This window comes from Streptomyces sp. NPDC050433 (genome assembly GCF_044458565.1).
Lineage (GTDB): Bacteria > Actinomycetota > Actinomycetes > Streptomycetales > Streptomycetaceae > Streptomyces.
Map to the genome: position 1 here is coordinate 72,698 of NZ_JBITIB010000002.1, position 16,950 is coordinate 89,647.

A 16,950-nucleotide genomic window follows, 5' to 3' on the forward strand; every position below is an offset into this window, starting at 1 on the left:
GGGTTACGCGGTCATCGCCCCGGCCTCCGGTACGCCGCCGGCAGCGGCGGGAAACGCGCCTTCCTCGGTCAGGACCGCGAACACGACCGGCCGCGGTACGTTCCGCAGCCGGGTCGCCAGCACCGCGATGCGCAGAGTGCCCGAGGCGAGGACCGCGTGGCCGTCCTTCCCGCTCGGTACGAGGGTGAGCGGCGCGTGCGTGGTGGCGCCCGCCTTCTGCAGGCATTCCAGTGCGGCCCATACGGCGGTGGCCGCGGTGTCGGGGTCGCATCCCGTCTCCCGCGCCATCACGGCGGCCAGGGGGGCGTGCCCACCGAGCAGCCCGTCCCACTCGGCGGCCGTCCGGGCGGAGACCACCTCGATGTCGCAGCCCACGGTCGAACCGGCGACCGCGCAGAGCGTGACCCCCGCCGCGTGGGAGGCGGAGAGGGACAGGTTGCCGGGCAACTCAGGCCGCCCGTCGGGACGGTGGACGACCGTGGTCCGCCGGCCGAGGGCGCGCCCCGCCGCCAGTGCGGTACGCAGACGACGGGCTCCGTCCCGGGCCGGCCCGTCCGCGTGGTGCGGTTCCACCGCGATCGAGATCCGCGCTCCGAGCAGGTCCTCCACGACCCGTTCCAGATGCGGCCCGAGCAGCGGAGGCGCCCAGGGGCCACCGTAGGCACCGGTGCGTACCGCCGTCAGCCGCAGGCCCTCCCAGCGTTCGACCACGGTGCCGTCCGGGGCGTGTGCCGCGATGTCGTACACATACGTGTTGCCCTCGCGGGCCCGCTCGACGGCGCGGTAGCGCAGCTCCTCGGGCAACGCGGCGCCGGAGGCGAGCGGGTGGAGCCGTTCGATGCTCGACGGCAGCAGGGTGGAGTCGGGCACGCACACCTGGTTGCCGTGCATCAGCGCGTCCCGCATGCCGGGGTCGGCCAGGAGCAGCGTGCCCGGCAGATAGTCGGCGAACCATCCGTCCGGTTCACGCACGGCCACATCGGCGTCCACGTGCCGTGCCGAGATCCGGTGGAAGCGGCGCAGCCGCTGGAACCACTCGCCCTGGAACAGCACGCTGCCGTAGAGGTCGGCCGCGGGGTCCAGCGGCACCGTCGGCAGACCCGATTCGGCCGTCGCGGGCGGCGCTGGCCGCGCGAGCGGCCCGTCCGGGACCACCGCGTCGCGGTAGACCAGGCGCGCCCGGAAGTGGTCCGCCGCGAAGCCCGACTCCTCGGCGTGGATGGCCACGTCCACGGTGTCGGGCGCGGTGACGGTGGCCGCGATCCGTACGGTGGTGCTGCCGTTCGGCGGCACCACCAGGGGGCGCAGGAACCGCACCTGCTCCAGCACCGGGACACCGGTCCATCCGGTGGCCGCGGCGGCGACCTGGCACATGGCTTCCATGCCGATCACGGCCGGCAGCAGCAGGTCGCCCTCCAGCAGATGGTCGCGGAGGTAGGGATCGGTGCCCACGTTCAGCTCGGCCTCGGTGACCAGCTCGACGCCGTGGTAGCGGACGAGCGGGGCGACGGTGAACCGCAGCAACGGAAGCGGGGGTTGCTCACGCCGTACGGTGTCGATCTCCCCCGTCCGACCGCTGACGACCGTGACCGCCGGGGCTTCGGGGTCGTGGATCAGGCGCAGCAGGATCTCCACGCCCTGGTCGGGGGAGATCGGCGTGATGCCCTCGCGCGCCAGCGACTCGACGACGGACAGCTTCTCGCCCATGCCGGCACCGGACCACACCGACCACTCCAAACACCGCACACGGCACCGCGGTTGGGAGTCGGCCACGCCCTGCGTCAGATCGGCCAGCCATTCGTTGGCGGTGGCGTAGTGCGCCTCGCCGCGCAGGCCCGAGCGGCCGATGACGCTGCCGAAGGTGACGAGGAGCTTGAGGCGGCTCGCGTCGACCGCGTCGAGGACGACCCGCAGACCGTCGACCTTCGGCGCGAGGGTCCGCTCGAAGTCCGCCACGGTCAGATCGGCGAGAGCCGCGGGCTCGTTGCGTCCCGCGCCGTGCAGTACCGCCGTCACCGGCCCGAGCTTCTCGGTGAGTTCGGCGACGGCCCCGCGCACGCCCACGGCATCGGTGACGTCGGCGCACGCGTAGTGCACGCTCAGGCCCCGGGCGGCCATCCGCCGCAGGTTCTTGGCGAGGTCTTCGTCGCGGTCGGGATCGGAGCGGCCCACGATCGCCAGCTTGGTTCCGCTGTCGAGGGCGACAGCCATCGCGCACTCCGCCGTGATGCCCTTGCCTCCGCCCGTGACCAGGAGGACGTCGGAGGCGTCCAGCACCTTCTCGGCGGGCCCGCCGCGCAGGGGCAGCGCGCGCAGGGTCGGCACCCGGCGTACCCCTGCCGCGTCGTAGTGGACCTCGGTGAACCGTGTGGTCGCGGACACCTCGGCCACCACGCGCTCGACCACGTCATCGGTCAGCGGGGTGTCGACGACGGTCGTGCGCGTCCGAGGGGACTCCAGATACAGGGTCTTGGCCAGTCCGGCCGCGCCCCTGCCGTGCTGGACCAGGACGAAACGGCTCCCGTGGTCGCCCGTCAGGGCGCGCTGCGCACCGTCCAGTGCCCGAGCGATCTGCTCCGGTGGGCACCGCGGGGTCAGGCAGACCAGGATACCGGGCCCCACACCGGCGCTCTCCAGCGACCGTCGCAGCTCCACGGCGAACGGATGGCTCGCATCGGCGAACAGCTCCCAACCACCGTCCGCGGGTGTTGTCGTGGCGGGAACGTGACCGGCGAGGGGCTCGTCCGCCAGGTCCACGGCGAACGCGCGCACCCAGGGAGCGGAGCCCTGTACGAGGGGGAAAGCCGTGTCGCCCGACTGGGCGGTGGAGGCCAGCGAGTCGAGGGCTTCGGCGAGTTCGCTCACCGTCGCGGTGGCGAAGTTGGCCGGCGTGTGCGCCGTCGCGAGGCTGAGACTGGTCGCGGCCTGGTTGACGATCTGTCCCACGGTGATGGAGCTCATGTGCAGGTCGTCGAGGAGGCTGCTGTCGTCCTTCACCAGGGCGAGGGGGAGTTCGGCCCGCTCCGCCACGAGCGCGCGCAGGACTTCCAGCGCCGACTGCCCCGACTGCCCCACGTCGCCCGGCACTTGCCCGTCGGGCGCGGAGGCCTCCGGTGAGGGCGGCGCCTGACGGGCGAAGGACAGGCCGTCCGGCGGCACCTGCTCGCAGGGGCTTGTCAGGAAGCTGAACTCGGCGCCGATCTCCAGGGGACGTATCAGCCGGTCCGAGAACATCCGCTCGTGCATCAGCGGGGCGCCGATGACATACGCGGCGCCGACGACGCGCAGCAGTCCGCGCAGCGACGGGTCGTCCGTGTCCAGCGCGAGCGCCGGTACGCCGGTCGCGTCGGCCGCGAGGGTGCTGAGCACCCGCCCCGGACCCACTTCCACGAACAGGTCGACGTCGCGGGCCGCCGTCCGAAGGGCCTGGTCGAAGAGCACCGGGTCGGTTATCTGCGCGCGTAGCAACTTGGACACATCGGTGTCGGCGGTCAGTTCCTGCCCGGTGACGGTGGAGATGATCCGGCGCCGGGCGGGCGCGAACGGTATCTCGTCGAGCCATCCCCCGAAGACGTTGGCGGACGGTTCCACCAGGGGGGAGTGGAAGGCGTGCGACACGGCGAGCCGGGTGCAGGCGATGCCCGCCTCCGCCGCCTTGCGCGCGACGGCCGCCACGGCGTCGACGGCTCCGGCGACGACCGTCTGCCGGGGCCCGTTGTAGCCGGCGATGACGACGCCGAGACCGTCCGTCAGCGCCTGGACCGCCTCAGGGGTGGCGGTGAGCGAGGCCATGGTGCCCGAGGAGCTGTGCGCCGCCATGGCCGCACCGCGCACACGGGCCGCCGTCAGCAGGGTGTCGCCGTCCATGACGCCCGCCCAGTGCAGGGCGGTGAGTTCGCCCAGGCTGTGGCCGACGGCGACGTCCGCCTCCACACCGAGCCAGTCCAGCACCCGCAGCCCGGCCGTCGCCGCGGTGACGATGCGCGGCTGCGCGACATCGGTCGCCACCGGGTCGCCGCTTTCGGGCAGCCCGGCCCGCTCGTGGACGGCGGCGGCCTGGGGAAAGCGCCGGCGCAGCGCACCGTCGGCGCTGCGGCCGCCCGATCCCTGGCCGGGGAAGAGGAAACCGATGCGGCCGGGTTCGTCGGCCCTGCCGAGGAAGGTCCGGCCGTCGGGCGCGAACAGGGCGCTCTCGCCGCGCTCCACCGCCTCGATCAATTGGCGCAGACGTTCCTCGGCGTCCTGCGGGGAGGTGACGACGGCGGCGGCGCGGTAGGGCAGTTCGCGCAGTTCTCGCTGGAGGGTGCTCGCCATGTCCGCGAGCTGCGCGTACGACAACTGGGGCACGAAGTCGGCCACTTGGGCGAGGCGGTCGCGCAGCGCCGCGGGTGACTCGCCGTCCAGGAGCAGCAGTTCGCAGTCCTGCGGTGAGTTGATCAGGGTGGCGGTGCGCCGGCTCGGTGCCGTACGCCGCCGGGGCGCGGGCTTGTCGAGGACGGCGTGTGTGTTGATTCCGCCGAAGCCCATCGCTGTGACCCCGGCGCGCAGCGGTGCGCCCTGCGGCCACGGTTCCGCGTTGCGCAGGACGCGCAGACCGGCCTGCGCGTCGGTGAGCAGGTCGTGCGGGTCCACGCAGCCGATGGTGGGCGGCAGTACGTGCGCGTCCAACGCCATCGCGGCCTTGATCAGGCCGGCGACTCCGGCGGCGGCCTTGGTGTGGCCGATCATGCCCTTGACGGAACTGATGGCGGCGGCCGGTGCGTTGGCGTCGGCCTCCGCCCGGGCCGCCATCAGCGCTCCGAGTTCGTTGGCGTCACCGACAGGGGTGCCGGTGCCGTGCCCCTCGAACAGCGGCACCGTGTCGATACCGAATCCGGCCCGCTCGTAGGCGCGGGCGAGGGCCAGCCGGTAGCCGCCCGCCTGGGGCCGGGTGATGCTTCCCTGTCCGTCCGAGGCGATGCCCCAGCCCGCGATGGTCGCGTAGACGCGCTTGCCCGCGCGCAGCGCGTCCTCCTCGCGCATCAGGACGACCATGCCGCAGCCCTCGCCCGGCCAGAACCCGTTGGAGCCGCGGTCGTACACACGCATCTCCGACCTGGCCAGCGCACCGGTCTTGGCGAAACCGATGATCTCGAACGGGTCGATGGACAGGTCGACGCCGCCCGCCACGGCGACATCGAGGTCCCCGTTCAGCAGCGAGGTGCTCGCCGTGGTGACCGACAGCAGGGAGGAGGAGCAGGCCCCGTCGACGCTGTAGCCACCGCCGCCCAGGTCGAAGTGGTTGCAGATCCGCCCCGCGATGGTGTTCGACAGCGCACCGGCCAGCGAGTCCTCGTCGACGGCCGGGAACGGCTGCTTGTAGGCGCCTTCGACTCCGCCGAGGAATTCCGCCAGCCGGTCGTCGTCCCAGTTCTGCTCCTTGAGCGCCGCGGCCAGCACCCGACGTACGTACGGCCACCGCAGCCGCATGGTGTTGGCGCGCGTGAACTCGCCCGTCAGCGTGTTGCCGACGACCACCCCGGTACGCGCACGGGGCAGTCCCCCGCCCGCCGGGAACCCGGCGTCGGCCAGCGCGCCGGTGGCGGTGGCCAGGGCGAGCCAGTGCGTGAGGTCCGTGGAACGGTAGGTGCTGCCGGCGACCTTGAAGGCGATCCGGTCGAACTCGAAACCCTCCAGGACCGCGGCGGTCCGGGTGTAGAAACGGTCGGGCGCGGCGGGATCGGGATCCCAGTAGTCGTCCAGCCGCATGCGTACGTCGGGGATCCGGCGGAAGGCCCGGCGCCCGGCCACCGCGTTCTCCCACAGTTCACGCACCGTGGCGGCGTCGGGGAAGCGGCAGGCCATGCCGACGATGGCGACTCTGCTCATGCCGCCACCGGTTCCTTGCCGGCTTCCGGGGAGCGGTCGGGAGCGGCGACGCCGCGGGCGGCGACCTGTGTCGTGCTCGGCACGGGGCGCTCGCCGGTCAGGTGCACCAGGTGCAGATAGCCCCCGCGGATGAGACAGACCGCGGCGGTCGCGAAGAAGAGACCGTAGGTGATGCCCGCGGCGGTGAGGACTCCGTACGCCAGCGCGACGCTGCCGCCGAAGGCGACTTGGGCGACGGGCCGGGACGGCGTGGTGCCGGGGTCGGTGATCATGTAGTTGGTGAAGAGGACGAACGCCACCCCGGTCATCATGCCCAGTGCGGAGAGGATGGCGGTGTCGAAGAGGATCCCGCGCACGACCGCCTGGAGTACGAAGACGCTCAGCCAGCCGCCGATCAGCCACATGCGACCGGTGAGTTTGGCGTTGAGCATGGTGCCGAGGGCGACGATGGCGGCGGGGATGATCCAGTCGACCGCCCCGCCGGTGTACTCCGTGAACTGGTACGGCGGGGCGATGCTGGACCACGGGAAGAGCAGCAGGACCACGGAGATGCCGAAGTTCGACGGATTCATGTAGTGCCGCGGCTTCCCGCGGACAGGGGCGCGCAGCACCCACTTGGTGCCGACCGCGACGACGACTCCGAAGACCATCACCCAGACCCGGTCGTTGACGTAGAGCAGCATGTTGACGGCGAGCGCGGTGATGTGGCTGGGGTAGAGGAATTCCATCACCCCGCGTGCGCCGCCGCCCAGGAAGCGCGGCCTGCGTCCCTCCACCCGCGCCCCGATGAACTCCAGCCCCGTCTCGACCGTGTACGCGACGGCGACGGCTATGAACGGCCAGATCCAGGCCTGTTCGAAGCCGAGCACCGCGTAGCCGAAGATATTGAGGACCGTGATCGAGATGGCGAAGCGGCGCAGCGCCGTGATGATCTTCGGGTCGTGCCTCGGTGGAGCGGTTGTTGCCTCGGCCATGTCCGTCACCTCTCCTTGACTTCGGACCCGAGCCGCAAAGCGTGCCAGCCGGGAGTCAGCCGAAGATCTTGTTGGCGCGTCTCTCCGGCGCGGTCCCGCCACCGGATCCGTACCTGTACGGGTGCGTCGCCCTGCTCACCGAGGCCGATGTGCACGTCGTGGCTGCGCTTGCCGGAGTGGCCGCCACCGCCGTCGACGCGGCTGATGCGCCGGGTGCCGTCGGGCAGGGTCACGGTCACCTGGGCGTCGACCACCGGTGAGCCGGAGGGGTGAGTGAGCTTCAGCCCCAGGAAGTCGCCCGTGTCGCGGCTCTCGTTGAGGTAGAAGGCCGGTTCGCCCCACTGGTGGGCCACGGCCAGGTCGAGCCTGCCGTCGCCGTTCGCGTCGCCGATGGCCTGGCCGCGGGTCGGAACGGGGACGGCGAGACCCAACTCCTCGGAGAGGTTGGCGTAGCGGCCGTCGTCGCCCTTGGCGAAGAACCGCATCGTCTGATCACCGGCGAGGTCGTCGCCCGGCCGGACATGTGGCCACCACGTGGGGTCGGCGAGCAGACCGTCGTTGGCGGTGGCCAGCTCCTGCAACTGGGCCCATCTGTTCCGCTTGCCCTTGACGAAGCCGGTGGCCTGGGTGATCTCCAGCTGGCTGTCGTTGTCGAAGTCGCCCATCTTGACGTCCCAGGCCCAGCCGGACCAGGCCAGACCCAGGGGCGCGCTGCGGTCCTCGTACGGTGCTTCGCCCTTGCTCATGCTGTCGCGTACGTCGCGCGTGCCGCCGGCCGTGTTCATGAAGGCGAAGTTGCTCTCCTGGAGGCCGAAGGAGGTGGTGATGTTGCTGACGAAGATGTCGAAGAGGCCGTCCTGGTCGAGATCACCGAAGTCGACCCCCATGCCCTTGAACGAACTGCCGCCCACCCGCTTGGACTTGGGGACCATCGGGTCGCGTGGCCCTTCGACCTCGGTGAAGCCGATGTCGCCGGGCCCGGACCTGTTGTGGAGCAGCCGGGAGGTCCCGAAGTCATGGGCGATGTACAGCTCGGGGAGGTGGTCGCCGTCGAGGTCGGTCGCGGACACCCCGAGCGTCCAGCCGGTCCTCGTGTCACGCGGAAGGACGTCCTCGGCCGGCTCGAAGCCGTCCTTGGTCCACCGCAGGATGTGGTCCTCGCCGCCGTTCTTGGCGTTGGACAGCGAGTCGTTCATCACGACGCCGCCGTCCTTGGACGGGTCGAGCACCGGTCCGTCGGGGAAGTAGTTGCCGATGTAGATGTCCTCGTGACCGTCGCCGTCGAAGTCCGCGATCGTGATGGCGTTGCTGTTCCACCGGGGCCCCGTGTACGTCGCACCGCCGGCACCGGGCATCAGCTCGATGGGTTCGAAGGAACCGGCGCTCAGCGCGGACTCGCCGGGGCGCCCCTGGAAGATCACGGGCGTCCGGCCCCAGTAGTAGACAACGAGGTCGGTGCGGCCGTCCTCGTTGAAGTCACCGGCGGCGCAGCCCATGGGTGCCATGAGGTCGTCCATCGGGAGTGGGGCCGGGTCCAGCACGAACGGCTCGTACCGGTCGCCGCGTTCGTCGGGCACCGGCGTCAGCACGACCTGGTCCGTCCGGGGATCCGTGATGCACAGATCATTGGCGAGTTCGTCACCGTCGACATCGTTCATGGCGATGCCCGCGCCCACCGAGGATATCCATGCGTTGATATCCCGATAGGCCTTGTTCACCTTGCGTATGTGCTGCTTCTTCAATCCCTCGGGCATGTCGATGGATTTCGGCGTGAACGCGTAGGAGTTCGCCATGCTCACCTTTTCGGCGGCCGAGGGAGACGGCGGGAGCACCACTATGTACGTGCCCACCATGAGCAGGAGGGCGACGATTCCGGGTAGATTCCGGCGGAGCCGGGAACGTATCGATACCACGCGGCTAGCACCTCCCCTGCGAAACGAACGTATCGGCTATTCGCTGACGCCATTGCTCGTAGGACGACGCGTCGACCCGATCGGATTCCGGGCGCATTTCCCGGCAGACGAGGGACGCCTCCTGCGGATCCGTGCCGCACAGCACCTTGGTGGCGATACGCGTACCGGTCACCGACAGACCGGCGCGCTGCCGGGCCTCCGCCGCGAACGCGGACCCCTGAAGGAGCTGGGGGCGGTGGGTCCCGGCGCACTGGCGCAGCAGCTCCAGCTCGGCCTCGTCGGCGCCGCCGGCGTAGGTGGCCGCCAGGCCCGCACCGCTGTAGAGGTCGGAGCGCCGCGTCTCGGCGAAGGTGTCGATGAGCGAGACGACGTCGTTGACGTCGGTGCCGCCGACGAACCACAGAGCGCGGCCGATTCCCTGGTCGATGGCGCGCTGCGCGTAGGACGCCGGGCCGTGGGGCCAGGAGAACCGGGTGTCCCGGTACTGCTGGTGGACATAGCGGTCGGTGTGGAAGTACGCCTGGTGAAAACCGTATCCGTCGAGTACGAGCCACCGCAGCAGCGGGTCCGTTTCCGCGGTCTTCGGCCTCAGGGCTCTCGGCAGCCGCGCCATGGCCCAGCCGATACCCACATAGACCATGTAGATGTGCGCGCTCCCGCGCCCGTCCATCAGTTGGGCCAGCCGGCGCCCTTTGGTGCCGGGTAACGAGTCCAGAATGGCGCACCCCATCGCGGCGCCTTCATAGGCGAATCCGCGGAACTGTGCGGGAATTGCTTCCAGTTGGACTTCGGCGTCGAGCGGTGAACGAGCCTGGACCGCGTGGCCGTATCCTTCGAGGAATGTGCGGCCGATGGTTTCCAGTAGTTCCTGTGCCTGTGGATTCTTTCTCCTGAAGCCCCTCACTTCCAGACTCGTACTGGACATTGGAGGGGTCATGATCCGGCGCCGGAGCGCATACAAACCACCAGTCACCTTGCTCTACCGCCCTCGTCGAGTTTCCTCGTTCAGTTGCAGTAAACCAACCCCGAAGGTACATGGCTGATCTGCGCCCCTGTCCACTTGGAACGTGCGCACCTTGGTTCTTCTGCGGGAGTCGAGGGCGCGCGGCGGCGCGGGGCGGCGCCCCGCCCGGGGCGGGGCGGGGCGCCGCGACGGCGGGTCAGTCCTTGTCGCCGTAGGTGTCGTGGTGGCGGACCCAGTTCATGATGCCCGCCTCCTCCTGGCGCCCGAGCGGCGTCAGATCGAGGTAGTTGAAGGTGCCGTTGAGCAGGTCGGTGCCGCGTGAGTAGGTCGAGTACGTATGGAATACGCGGTCGTCCTCGCGCAGAAAGACACTCAGCCCGTGCTGTTCGCCGCTCATGGCCCAGGAGCCGATTCCGGCTTCCCGCAATTCGTCCTTGTTCCGGAAGTTGAACTGGATCGGCGTCACGGATTCGTCCATGGTGACATGGAAGTCGTAGTTGAACGACGTGCCGTGGGAGGAGTACCAGGGGAAGTCCCAGCCCATGCGCTCACGGAACTTGGTGATCTTCTCCAGAGGTGCACGGGACACGGCGGTGAAGGACGTACGGGCCGCGTGCAGGTGCGCCAGATGGCCGATGTTGTCGGCCAGCAGCGAGCAGCCGGAACAGCCGGCGTCCCAGTCCGGTGCCAACATGAAGTGATAGACGATCAGTTGGCGACGCCCGCCGAACAGGTCGAGCAGTGTGGCGTCGCCGTCCGGGCCGTCGAACACGTACGGCTCGGTGATTTCGACCATCGGGAGTTCCCGCCGCCGCGCGCTGAGCGCATCCCGCTCCCTGTCGAACGCCTTTTCCTGAGCCAGTAACTCTTTCCGTGCCGTTAGCCATTCGTCCCTGGACACAATCGCTGGGCGGTTCATCGCTCGCCGGCCTCTCCTTCGTTGCACGTACCGCGGCAGTCGGCAACTTTACCGGAGCGAATCACCTCACAACTGGCGCCGCGTCAGGTCGGCTGACGCGCCGGCGAGTGGCGCGCCGGAGGTGGCAAAAGGTGCCGCTTGGCCAGCAGACCGAGAAGGCCGTACCCGGTCAGAAGAAGAAGGGCGGTGAAGATCCACTCGTTGGAGCCCTGCGGACGGTAGACCCGGCCGGGATTTCCGACATCCACCGCCGTGGCGCTCTTGTCGTTCGTGAAGGAATTGCTTCCGCTGCCGTACAGCGTCACGCCGGTACGCCCCACCGCGCCGTTGTCGGCCCGGAACGTCCCGGACCATTCGCAGCTCTCGTGCGCGGAGTGCCGTACGCACCGCAGCTGTTCGGCGGTGAACCGGCCGGCGACGCCGTCGGACGTCGCGGCGCGAATGACGTTGCCCAGGTTCGGCAGGGTGACGTACAGGAAGAAGCAAGCGGTGACCAGGAGAGCGACCGAGGTCGTACGGGACGGCCTTCCGCCGGGGGAGAGGAGCATGCCCTGCCCCGGCTAGCGCGACTCAACGGCGCAGAGGCACCGGGCGACCGGCGCCGGGTCCTTGTCGGGCCGGCTGTGCAGGACCATGGCGACCACCATCGGGATGGTGACCAGGGCGTTGTAGAAGAGATGCAGCTCCACCCGCGGCATGAGGAGCTGGATGACGCTGGTCGGTGCGGCGTTGCCCAGCAGGAAGGAACCGGACAGGGCCTGGACGAGCAGCAGGAGATGTTCGAAGTGGTGCCACACCTGGATGCCGAGCGCCGTGTTCCACCACACCCGTGACGTACCGGCGAAGGCGGGGCGCAGCAGCAGGAAGCACACGAGCATCAGCAGGGCGTACCCGTAGTGCATCCACTCGGACGTCACCAGCCAGGGGAAGGGGATCCCCAGGACTCCGCGCGCCTCGGGGATCGGCCAGCCCATCACATAGATCTGAATGGCCTGAACGATATGTTCCGCCCAGTGGGCCACCACGATCACCAGGAAGATCCGAAGCGCGGGCTGGTGCAGCCTCCCGTTCAGAGCCTGGAACCTGCCGTGCACCTGCTCGGGTGAATCCGTACTGGCAGACATGCGCGTACCTCCAGGGCCGGAGACGGGACTTCATCTCAGCAGGTCCCCGTCGAGGAGTCTTCTCCTCGTTTGCGCAGTGCCGGATCCCGGTGGGTCGCCGCCGGTTTCGAGGCGCCGGCGGCGTTCGCCGGCCGGGCGTCCGGCGGCGGCCCGGAAGACGATGGGGCGGGCGATGGCCTGGAAGTCCACGTCGGGGTCCAGGCGCCGGACGGTCTGCTCGACCATCAGCAGGGCGAGCAGCGGGAACACGAACTCGGACGAGGCGTAGATACCGTTGCGTCGCTGACTGGCGAACAACTCCGTGGAGAACTCGATCAGATCGAAGTCCCGCGCGGTGGTGCCGCCGAAACGGTCGACCAGACGGGTCATGTCTTCGACGAACGCGTCGATGTCGCTGTGCTTGTCCACCTGCTCGGCGCTGGCCAGCACCGCTTCGGCGCAGCGCGGACCGTTGCGGAAGCCGAGGTTGAGGAAGAACAGAGCCAGGTTCTCCCTGACCACCTCGGGCGTCCGGTAGACGAACCCGGCGTCGAGCACCACCACCGAGCCCGTACGGGTCAGCCGCAGGTTGCCCGGATGCAGGTCGCAGTGGACGAGCCCGGTGCAGAACAGCATCTCGAAGACGGACCTCAGCGTCTGGTCCGCCAGCGTCCTGCGCCGTTCCTCGTTCAGCTCCGCGACATCGACCACCTCACGGACTCCGGGCACGAAGCCCATGACGACGCAGGACTCCCCGCACAACTCCTTGACGGGCTCGGGAACGGCGACGAACTCGAGGGTGGACAGGTCCTCGTGCAGCAGCGCCAGGTTCTCCGCCTCCGCCTGGAGGTCGAGCTGGTGCAGCACGCTCGCCCCCACCGCCCGCGCCATGTCGGACAGGGGGGCACCGCGGAGGCCGGGGAGCCGGCCGGCCAGCGCGAAGACCCCGCACAGGATGGCCACGTCGCGGCGCATGACATCCGTGAGGTCCGGCCGCCGCAGCTTCACCGCGACGGGAGTGCCGTCGGCCAGCCGCGCCGGGTAGACGCAGGCGATACTGCCCGAACCGAGCGGCTCGGGGGAGAAGTCGCGCAGTACGTCGGCCCAGTCCGGGCCGAAGTGCTCCGTCAGCGCGCGCCGTACGTCGTCGGGGCGCATCGGTTCGACGGCGTCGTGCAGGCGTCTCAGCGCGCCGCAGACGCGCGGCGGCATGACGTCCTCGCGGGTGCTGGCGATCTGCGCGAACTTGATGAACGCCGGGCCGAGTCGTTCGATGATCCGCGCGAACTCCTCCGGCCAGCCGCGCGTGATCTGCCGTCCGGTCAGGCGCCGCCAGGACCGCCGCGCCACCTGACGGGCGGTCCCCCCGGCGGCCGTTGTGAGGATCTGGCCGAGCCGCAGCGCCGCTGCCCCGGTCGAGACACGGGGCAGCGGCGCCGCCGGCGGCGTGGACACGTCGCTCGACGGACCCCTCATCGGGCGCGCAACCGCAGCAGTTGCCCGGTGGCCTCGCCCAGCGTGGTGGTGCGGTTGGTGAGGTAGATGTCACCGTTCGGCGCGACCGCCACGCCTCCGGGGTGCTCCAGTCCCTCCCGCGCCAGCACGGTCCGCTTGCCGCCGTGCTCGACCCGGATCAGCTTTCCGGTCTTGTCGGGGGAGTCGAAGCCCTTCTCCGCCAGCTCCAGCACCAGCATCCGGCCCTGCCGGTCGAAGGCGAGGTCGATGGCGCCGGTGAACCCGCGGGCCACGACCACCGGGGACTTGCCGGGGACCAGCCGCCAGATCCGGGCCGCGCCGATCAGGGTGGGTTCGCCGCTGTACTCACTGATGTAGAACGCCCCGTCGGGGCCTCGGGTGATGGAGGTCGGTACGGATTCCACGGTCCTGCCGTCGATGATCTGGTCCGGCAGCGCGGCGACCATCCGCACCGAGCCGTTGTCGCCGACCAGCAGGATGCCGTTGCCGCCGGCCTCGGCGACCAGGGTGCCGCCCGGCACCCTGGTCAGCCCGTAGGCGTTGGCGTTGACGTCCGCCGGATGCGGGTTGTGCTCCTGCTCGAACGCGAGCAGGTCGCCGACGGGCCGCAGTTGCCCGCCCCGGTCGACGACACCGGTCTGCGCCAGCCCGCGCGCCTGCTCGCCGAGACCGTCTCGGGTGGACATCTGGCCGCCGAGGCCGAACACCACGGAGATCCGGCCATGCGTGGCGTCGACGTCGTGCAGTCCGAGCACACTGAACTCGTTGATCACCGACGGAAGGCCGTCGGCGACGCGTACGGACTTCTTCTTGCCCGGCGAGTACGCGGTGATCGCGCCGGTCGCGCCGTAGCAGGCGGGGTAGCCGCCCACGCCGGGCGCACACGGCGACGGGCCGCCCTTGCCCGCTTCGGTGACCAGGACCCGGTGCTGTGCGGCGTCCCAGGTCAGCCCACGGGGGGTCACCAGGTTGTCGGCGACCACTTCGAGCGGCGGACTGGACGACAACGCCGGCGAGGCGCCGGTCAACATGCCCGTGAGCAGGGCGGCGGCGAGCGTGGCGGTGGACAGACGGCGAAGCATCAAAGCCCCCAGGACATCATCGTGGAAGGGATCAGGTCGCGAGGCGGGCACTCCAGGTGTCCCGCCGTGTGGCGTCGGTCGCGCGTCGGTCGCTGTAGTTGTCGGTGACGGCTGTCGCCGTGAAGCCCGTGTCCCGCAAGGCGCGCTCGACCTCGTCGTGCGAGAACCAGCGCTGCGAGTGCCGCTCGACGACCCGTCGGAACAGCTCGCCCTCCGGAACGAACAGCGACACCAGGTACTCGTAGTGCGGCGAGTCCTGGATGTGATGGGTGTTCCACACATAGGCGAAGTCGCCGAAGTCCTCACCGAACTCGCCGAGACCGGCGATGGACTCGAAGTTCGGCCGGGTGCTCAGGTCGAACACGAGGACTCCGCCGGGGCGCAGGGCGCGGGCGAGTTGGCGCAGGATGGCGGTGAGGGCCCCGTCGCCGGTGAAGTAGTTCGCACCGTCGAAGCAGACCAGCGCCGCGTCGAACGGGCCCAGCTCCCCGAGCCGTTCGTCGGGCAGGGTGAGCCGGTGCAGCGCGGTTCCGGGATCGGTACGGGTCCGGGCGATGTCCAGCATCGACGCCGAGGCGTCGACGCCGGTCACCCGGAATCCCTCGTCCTGGAGCGTCCGTATGGTCATGCCGGTCCCGCAGCAGACGTCGAGCACCGTCCGCACGTCGGGACCGGCCTCGTCGAACCGTTCCTTGGTGAACGCGAACCACTGGTCGTACGGAATCTTGTCCGCCGCCATCCAGCGGTCGTAGACACGCGCCAGCGCGCTGTACGGAAGCTCGTACGCGGCATCCGGTGCGGCATCCGGTGCGGGCACCGGACTCACCGCGCGTCCCACGGTCCGGACTGTGCCAGGTACCGCCGGCCGTTGACCTCGGACGACGACCGCTCGGTCAGCCAGGTGAAGAACGGCAGGGTGACGTCCGGGTACGGCACGCCCGACAGATCGAATCCGGGTTCCGCCTGTTCGTAGCCGCGCGTACGGATGCCGCCCGGATCGACGAGCGTCACGCCCATGCCGGAATCCGCCACCTCCGCCGCGATGATCCGCGACGCCTGGTCCAGTGCCGCCTTGCTGGCCCCGTAGATCCCCGCGCACGGGAAGACGTCCACGGCCGCCTCGCTGGACAGGTTGACCACCAGCCCACCGGTGTCCTTCAGGAGCGGCAGCGCCAGTTGGGCGAGCGCCACCGGTGCGACGACATTGGTACGGAGGACGTCCTCGAACACGGGCAGCGGATGGTCCAGCAGCGGCCGGATCGGACTGACGCCCATCTGGGAGGCGTTGTTCACCAGCCAGTCCAGCCGGCCGAGGGACGTCGCCGCGGCGATCAGCGTCTCGCGGTGCGAGGCCTCGCCGACATCACCCGGCAGAGCGACGACCGTCCCGCCCTGGTCCGTCAGCCGCTTGGCGACGACGGCCAGGTCGGACTCCGTTCGCGCGGTGAGGATCACACTCCAGCCGAGCCCGCCGAGGAATTCGGCAAGCGTCTCGCCAAGGCCCGTACTCGCGCCGGTGACCAGCGCGACACGCGGTTGTCCGTGCGGATTCGTCATGGGACGTCAGCTCCTCGGTCTGCTCATGTGGAGAGGCGGATGCCGTGCTCGGCGTAGCAGCGGACCAGGGTCAGTGCCTCCCCCCAGCCGGCCGCGCACTGGCCGAACCTGTCGAGCCCGGCCCTGGTCTGCGGGAGGCCGGTCTCCACGACCTGCAGCCAGGTGCCGTCGGGATGTTCCTCGGTGGTGAACGTGACCAGCGACGGCGGTGTGCCCCAGGTGATGGCGAACCGCTTGTCCGGCACGCACTCCTTCACTTCGCCGTCGTCCGTGATGTCCTTGCCGTCGTCGCTCCAGCCGCGCCACACCAGGTGCACCGGACTGCCCACGCGCGCCTCGAATGATGAGCCGTCGGTGAACCACTTGTCCCACGCCTCGCCACTGGAGAGCAGGGCGAACACGTCGTGGGGGGCCGCGCGGACCAGCGTGGAGTGCAAGATGTCGGGGACCAGAACGGACTCCTGCGGGCTGCCGTTCTCGTCTGCGTGCGTCATGGTGCGGTGTCTCCTTGCGGTTGTTCGGTGGAGTCGGCGTAGACGGGGAGGAGTTCCATCCAGCGCGCGTCGGAGTCCGGCACAGCGGGTGTGCCGGCGAGATGGGCTTCGAGGTTGTCGGTGTACATGTGCCAGCCGGCCGCGTAGTCCACCGGGTCGGCCTCCGGTCCGAAGCCGGAGTGCTCCAGGACGAGCCGGGTGCCGCCGCCGTCCGCGGGGGACAGCGCCAGTTCGATGAGCGAGTCGGTCTCCCCGGTGTAGCGCCAGGTGAACTTCAGTACGGAGGCCGGTTCCCAGGCCAGTACGCGGCAGACGATCGTGTCGCCGTGCGCGCCCCGTCCTTCCAGTACGAACTCCTCGCCGGGCCCCGGCGCGCCCTTCAGCACCGGGCCGAACCAGGCGGGCAGCCGGGCCGGATCGGTCCAGGCCGTCCAGACCTGGTCGGGGGAGGCCGGCAGGGTCCGGACCAGCCTGGCCTGGCGCGCCTTACGGGAGGCCGTGCCCAGGGCAGTGAGTGAACCGCTCATGAGTAACTCCGCTTCTGCGAGCAGGGCGAGCTGGGGCCAGTTCGAGGAGCAGGTGCGAGTGCTGGACAGGTGC

13 protein-coding genes are annotated in these 16,950 nt (G+C 70.1%); all 13 read right to left on the reverse strand.

Features of this window, described 5'->3' with window-relative positions:
* Positions 1-3 precede the first annotated feature (3 nt).
* Positions 4-5,868, reverse strand: a complete 5,865-nt coding sequence (locus tag ACIBLA_RS03140) for an SDR family NAD(P)-dependent oxidoreductase (protein ID WP_399197624.1) — start codon at positions 5,866-5,868, stop codon at positions 4-6.
* Positions 5,865-6,851 carry an enediyne biosynthesis protein gene (locus tag ACIBLA_RS03145; protein WP_399197625.1) on the reverse strand — a complete coding sequence of 329 codons (987 nt, stop codon included), beginning with the start codon at positions 6,849-6,851 and terminating at the stop codon, positions 5,865-5,867. Before ACIBLA_RS03145 ends, ACIBLA_RS03140 begins: the two co-directional genes overlap by 4 nt.
* Positions 6,848-8,695 carry a CRTAC1 family protein gene (locus ACIBLA_RS03150; RefSeq protein WP_363239871.1) on the reverse strand — a complete coding sequence of 616 codons (1,848 nt, stop codon included), beginning with the start codon at positions 8,693-8,695 and terminating at the stop codon, positions 6,848-6,850. Before ACIBLA_RS03150 ends, ACIBLA_RS03145 begins: the two co-directional genes overlap by 4 nt.
* 64 nt (positions 8,696-8,759) lie before the next feature.
* Positions 8,760-9,680 (reverse strand): DUF1702 family protein, encoded by a 921-nt coding sequence (locus ACIBLA_RS03155; protein WP_363239693.1) that lies wholly within the window; start codon positions 9,678-9,680, stop codon positions 8,760-8,762.
* Between the two features lie 235 nt (positions 9,681-9,915).
* Positions 9,916-10,638, reverse strand: a complete 723-nt coding sequence (locus ACIBLA_RS03160) for a DUF899 domain-containing protein (protein WP_363239694.1) — start codon at positions 10,636-10,638, stop codon at positions 9,916-9,918.
* 83 nt (positions 10,639-10,721) lie between these two features.
* Positions 10,722-11,186, reverse strand: coding sequence for a hypothetical protein (locus ACIBLA_RS03165; RefSeq protein ID WP_363239695.1), 465 nt, complete (start codon positions 11,184-11,186; stop codon positions 10,722-10,724).
* A gap of 12 nt (positions 11,187-11,198) precedes the next feature.
* Positions 11,199-11,762: a hypothetical protein gene (locus tag ACIBLA_RS03170; protein ID WP_363239696.1), complete on the reverse strand. Its 564-nt coding sequence runs from the start codon at positions 11,760-11,762 to the stop codon at positions 11,199-11,201.
* 30 nt (positions 11,763-11,792) lie between these two features.
* Positions 11,793-13,196: an AarF/UbiB family protein gene (locus ACIBLA_RS03175; protein ID WP_363239697.1), complete on the reverse strand. Its 1,404-nt coding sequence runs from the start codon at positions 13,194-13,196 to the stop codon at positions 11,793-11,795.
* A gap of 17 nt (positions 13,197-13,213) precedes the next feature.
* Complete coding sequence (locus ACIBLA_RS03180; protein WP_363239698.1) at positions 13,214-14,299, reverse strand: ScyD/ScyE family protein; 1,086 nt, start codon at positions 14,297-14,299, stop codon at positions 13,214-13,216.
* 31 nt (positions 14,300-14,330) lie between these two features.
* Positions 14,331-15,137, reverse strand: coding sequence for a methyltransferase domain-containing protein (locus tag ACIBLA_RS03185; protein WP_363239699.1), 807 nt, complete (start codon positions 15,135-15,137; stop codon positions 14,331-14,333).
* Positions 15,122-15,856, reverse strand: coding sequence for an SDR family oxidoreductase (locus ACIBLA_RS03190; RefSeq protein WP_363239700.1), 735 nt, complete (start codon positions 15,854-15,856; stop codon positions 15,122-15,124). Before ACIBLA_RS03190 ends, ACIBLA_RS03185 begins: the two co-directional genes overlap by 16 nt.
* 23 nt (positions 15,857-15,879) lie before the next feature.
* Positions 15,880-16,350, reverse strand: a complete 471-nt coding sequence (locus ACIBLA_RS03195) for an SRPBCC domain-containing protein (protein ID WP_363239701.1) — start codon at positions 16,348-16,350, stop codon at positions 15,880-15,882.
* Positions 16,347-16,877, reverse strand: coding sequence for an SRPBCC family protein (locus tag ACIBLA_RS03200; RefSeq protein ID WP_363239702.1), 531 nt, complete (start codon positions 16,875-16,877; stop codon positions 16,347-16,349). Before ACIBLA_RS03200 ends, ACIBLA_RS03195 begins: the two co-directional genes overlap by 4 nt.
* Positions 16,878-16,950 lie beyond the last annotated feature (73 nt).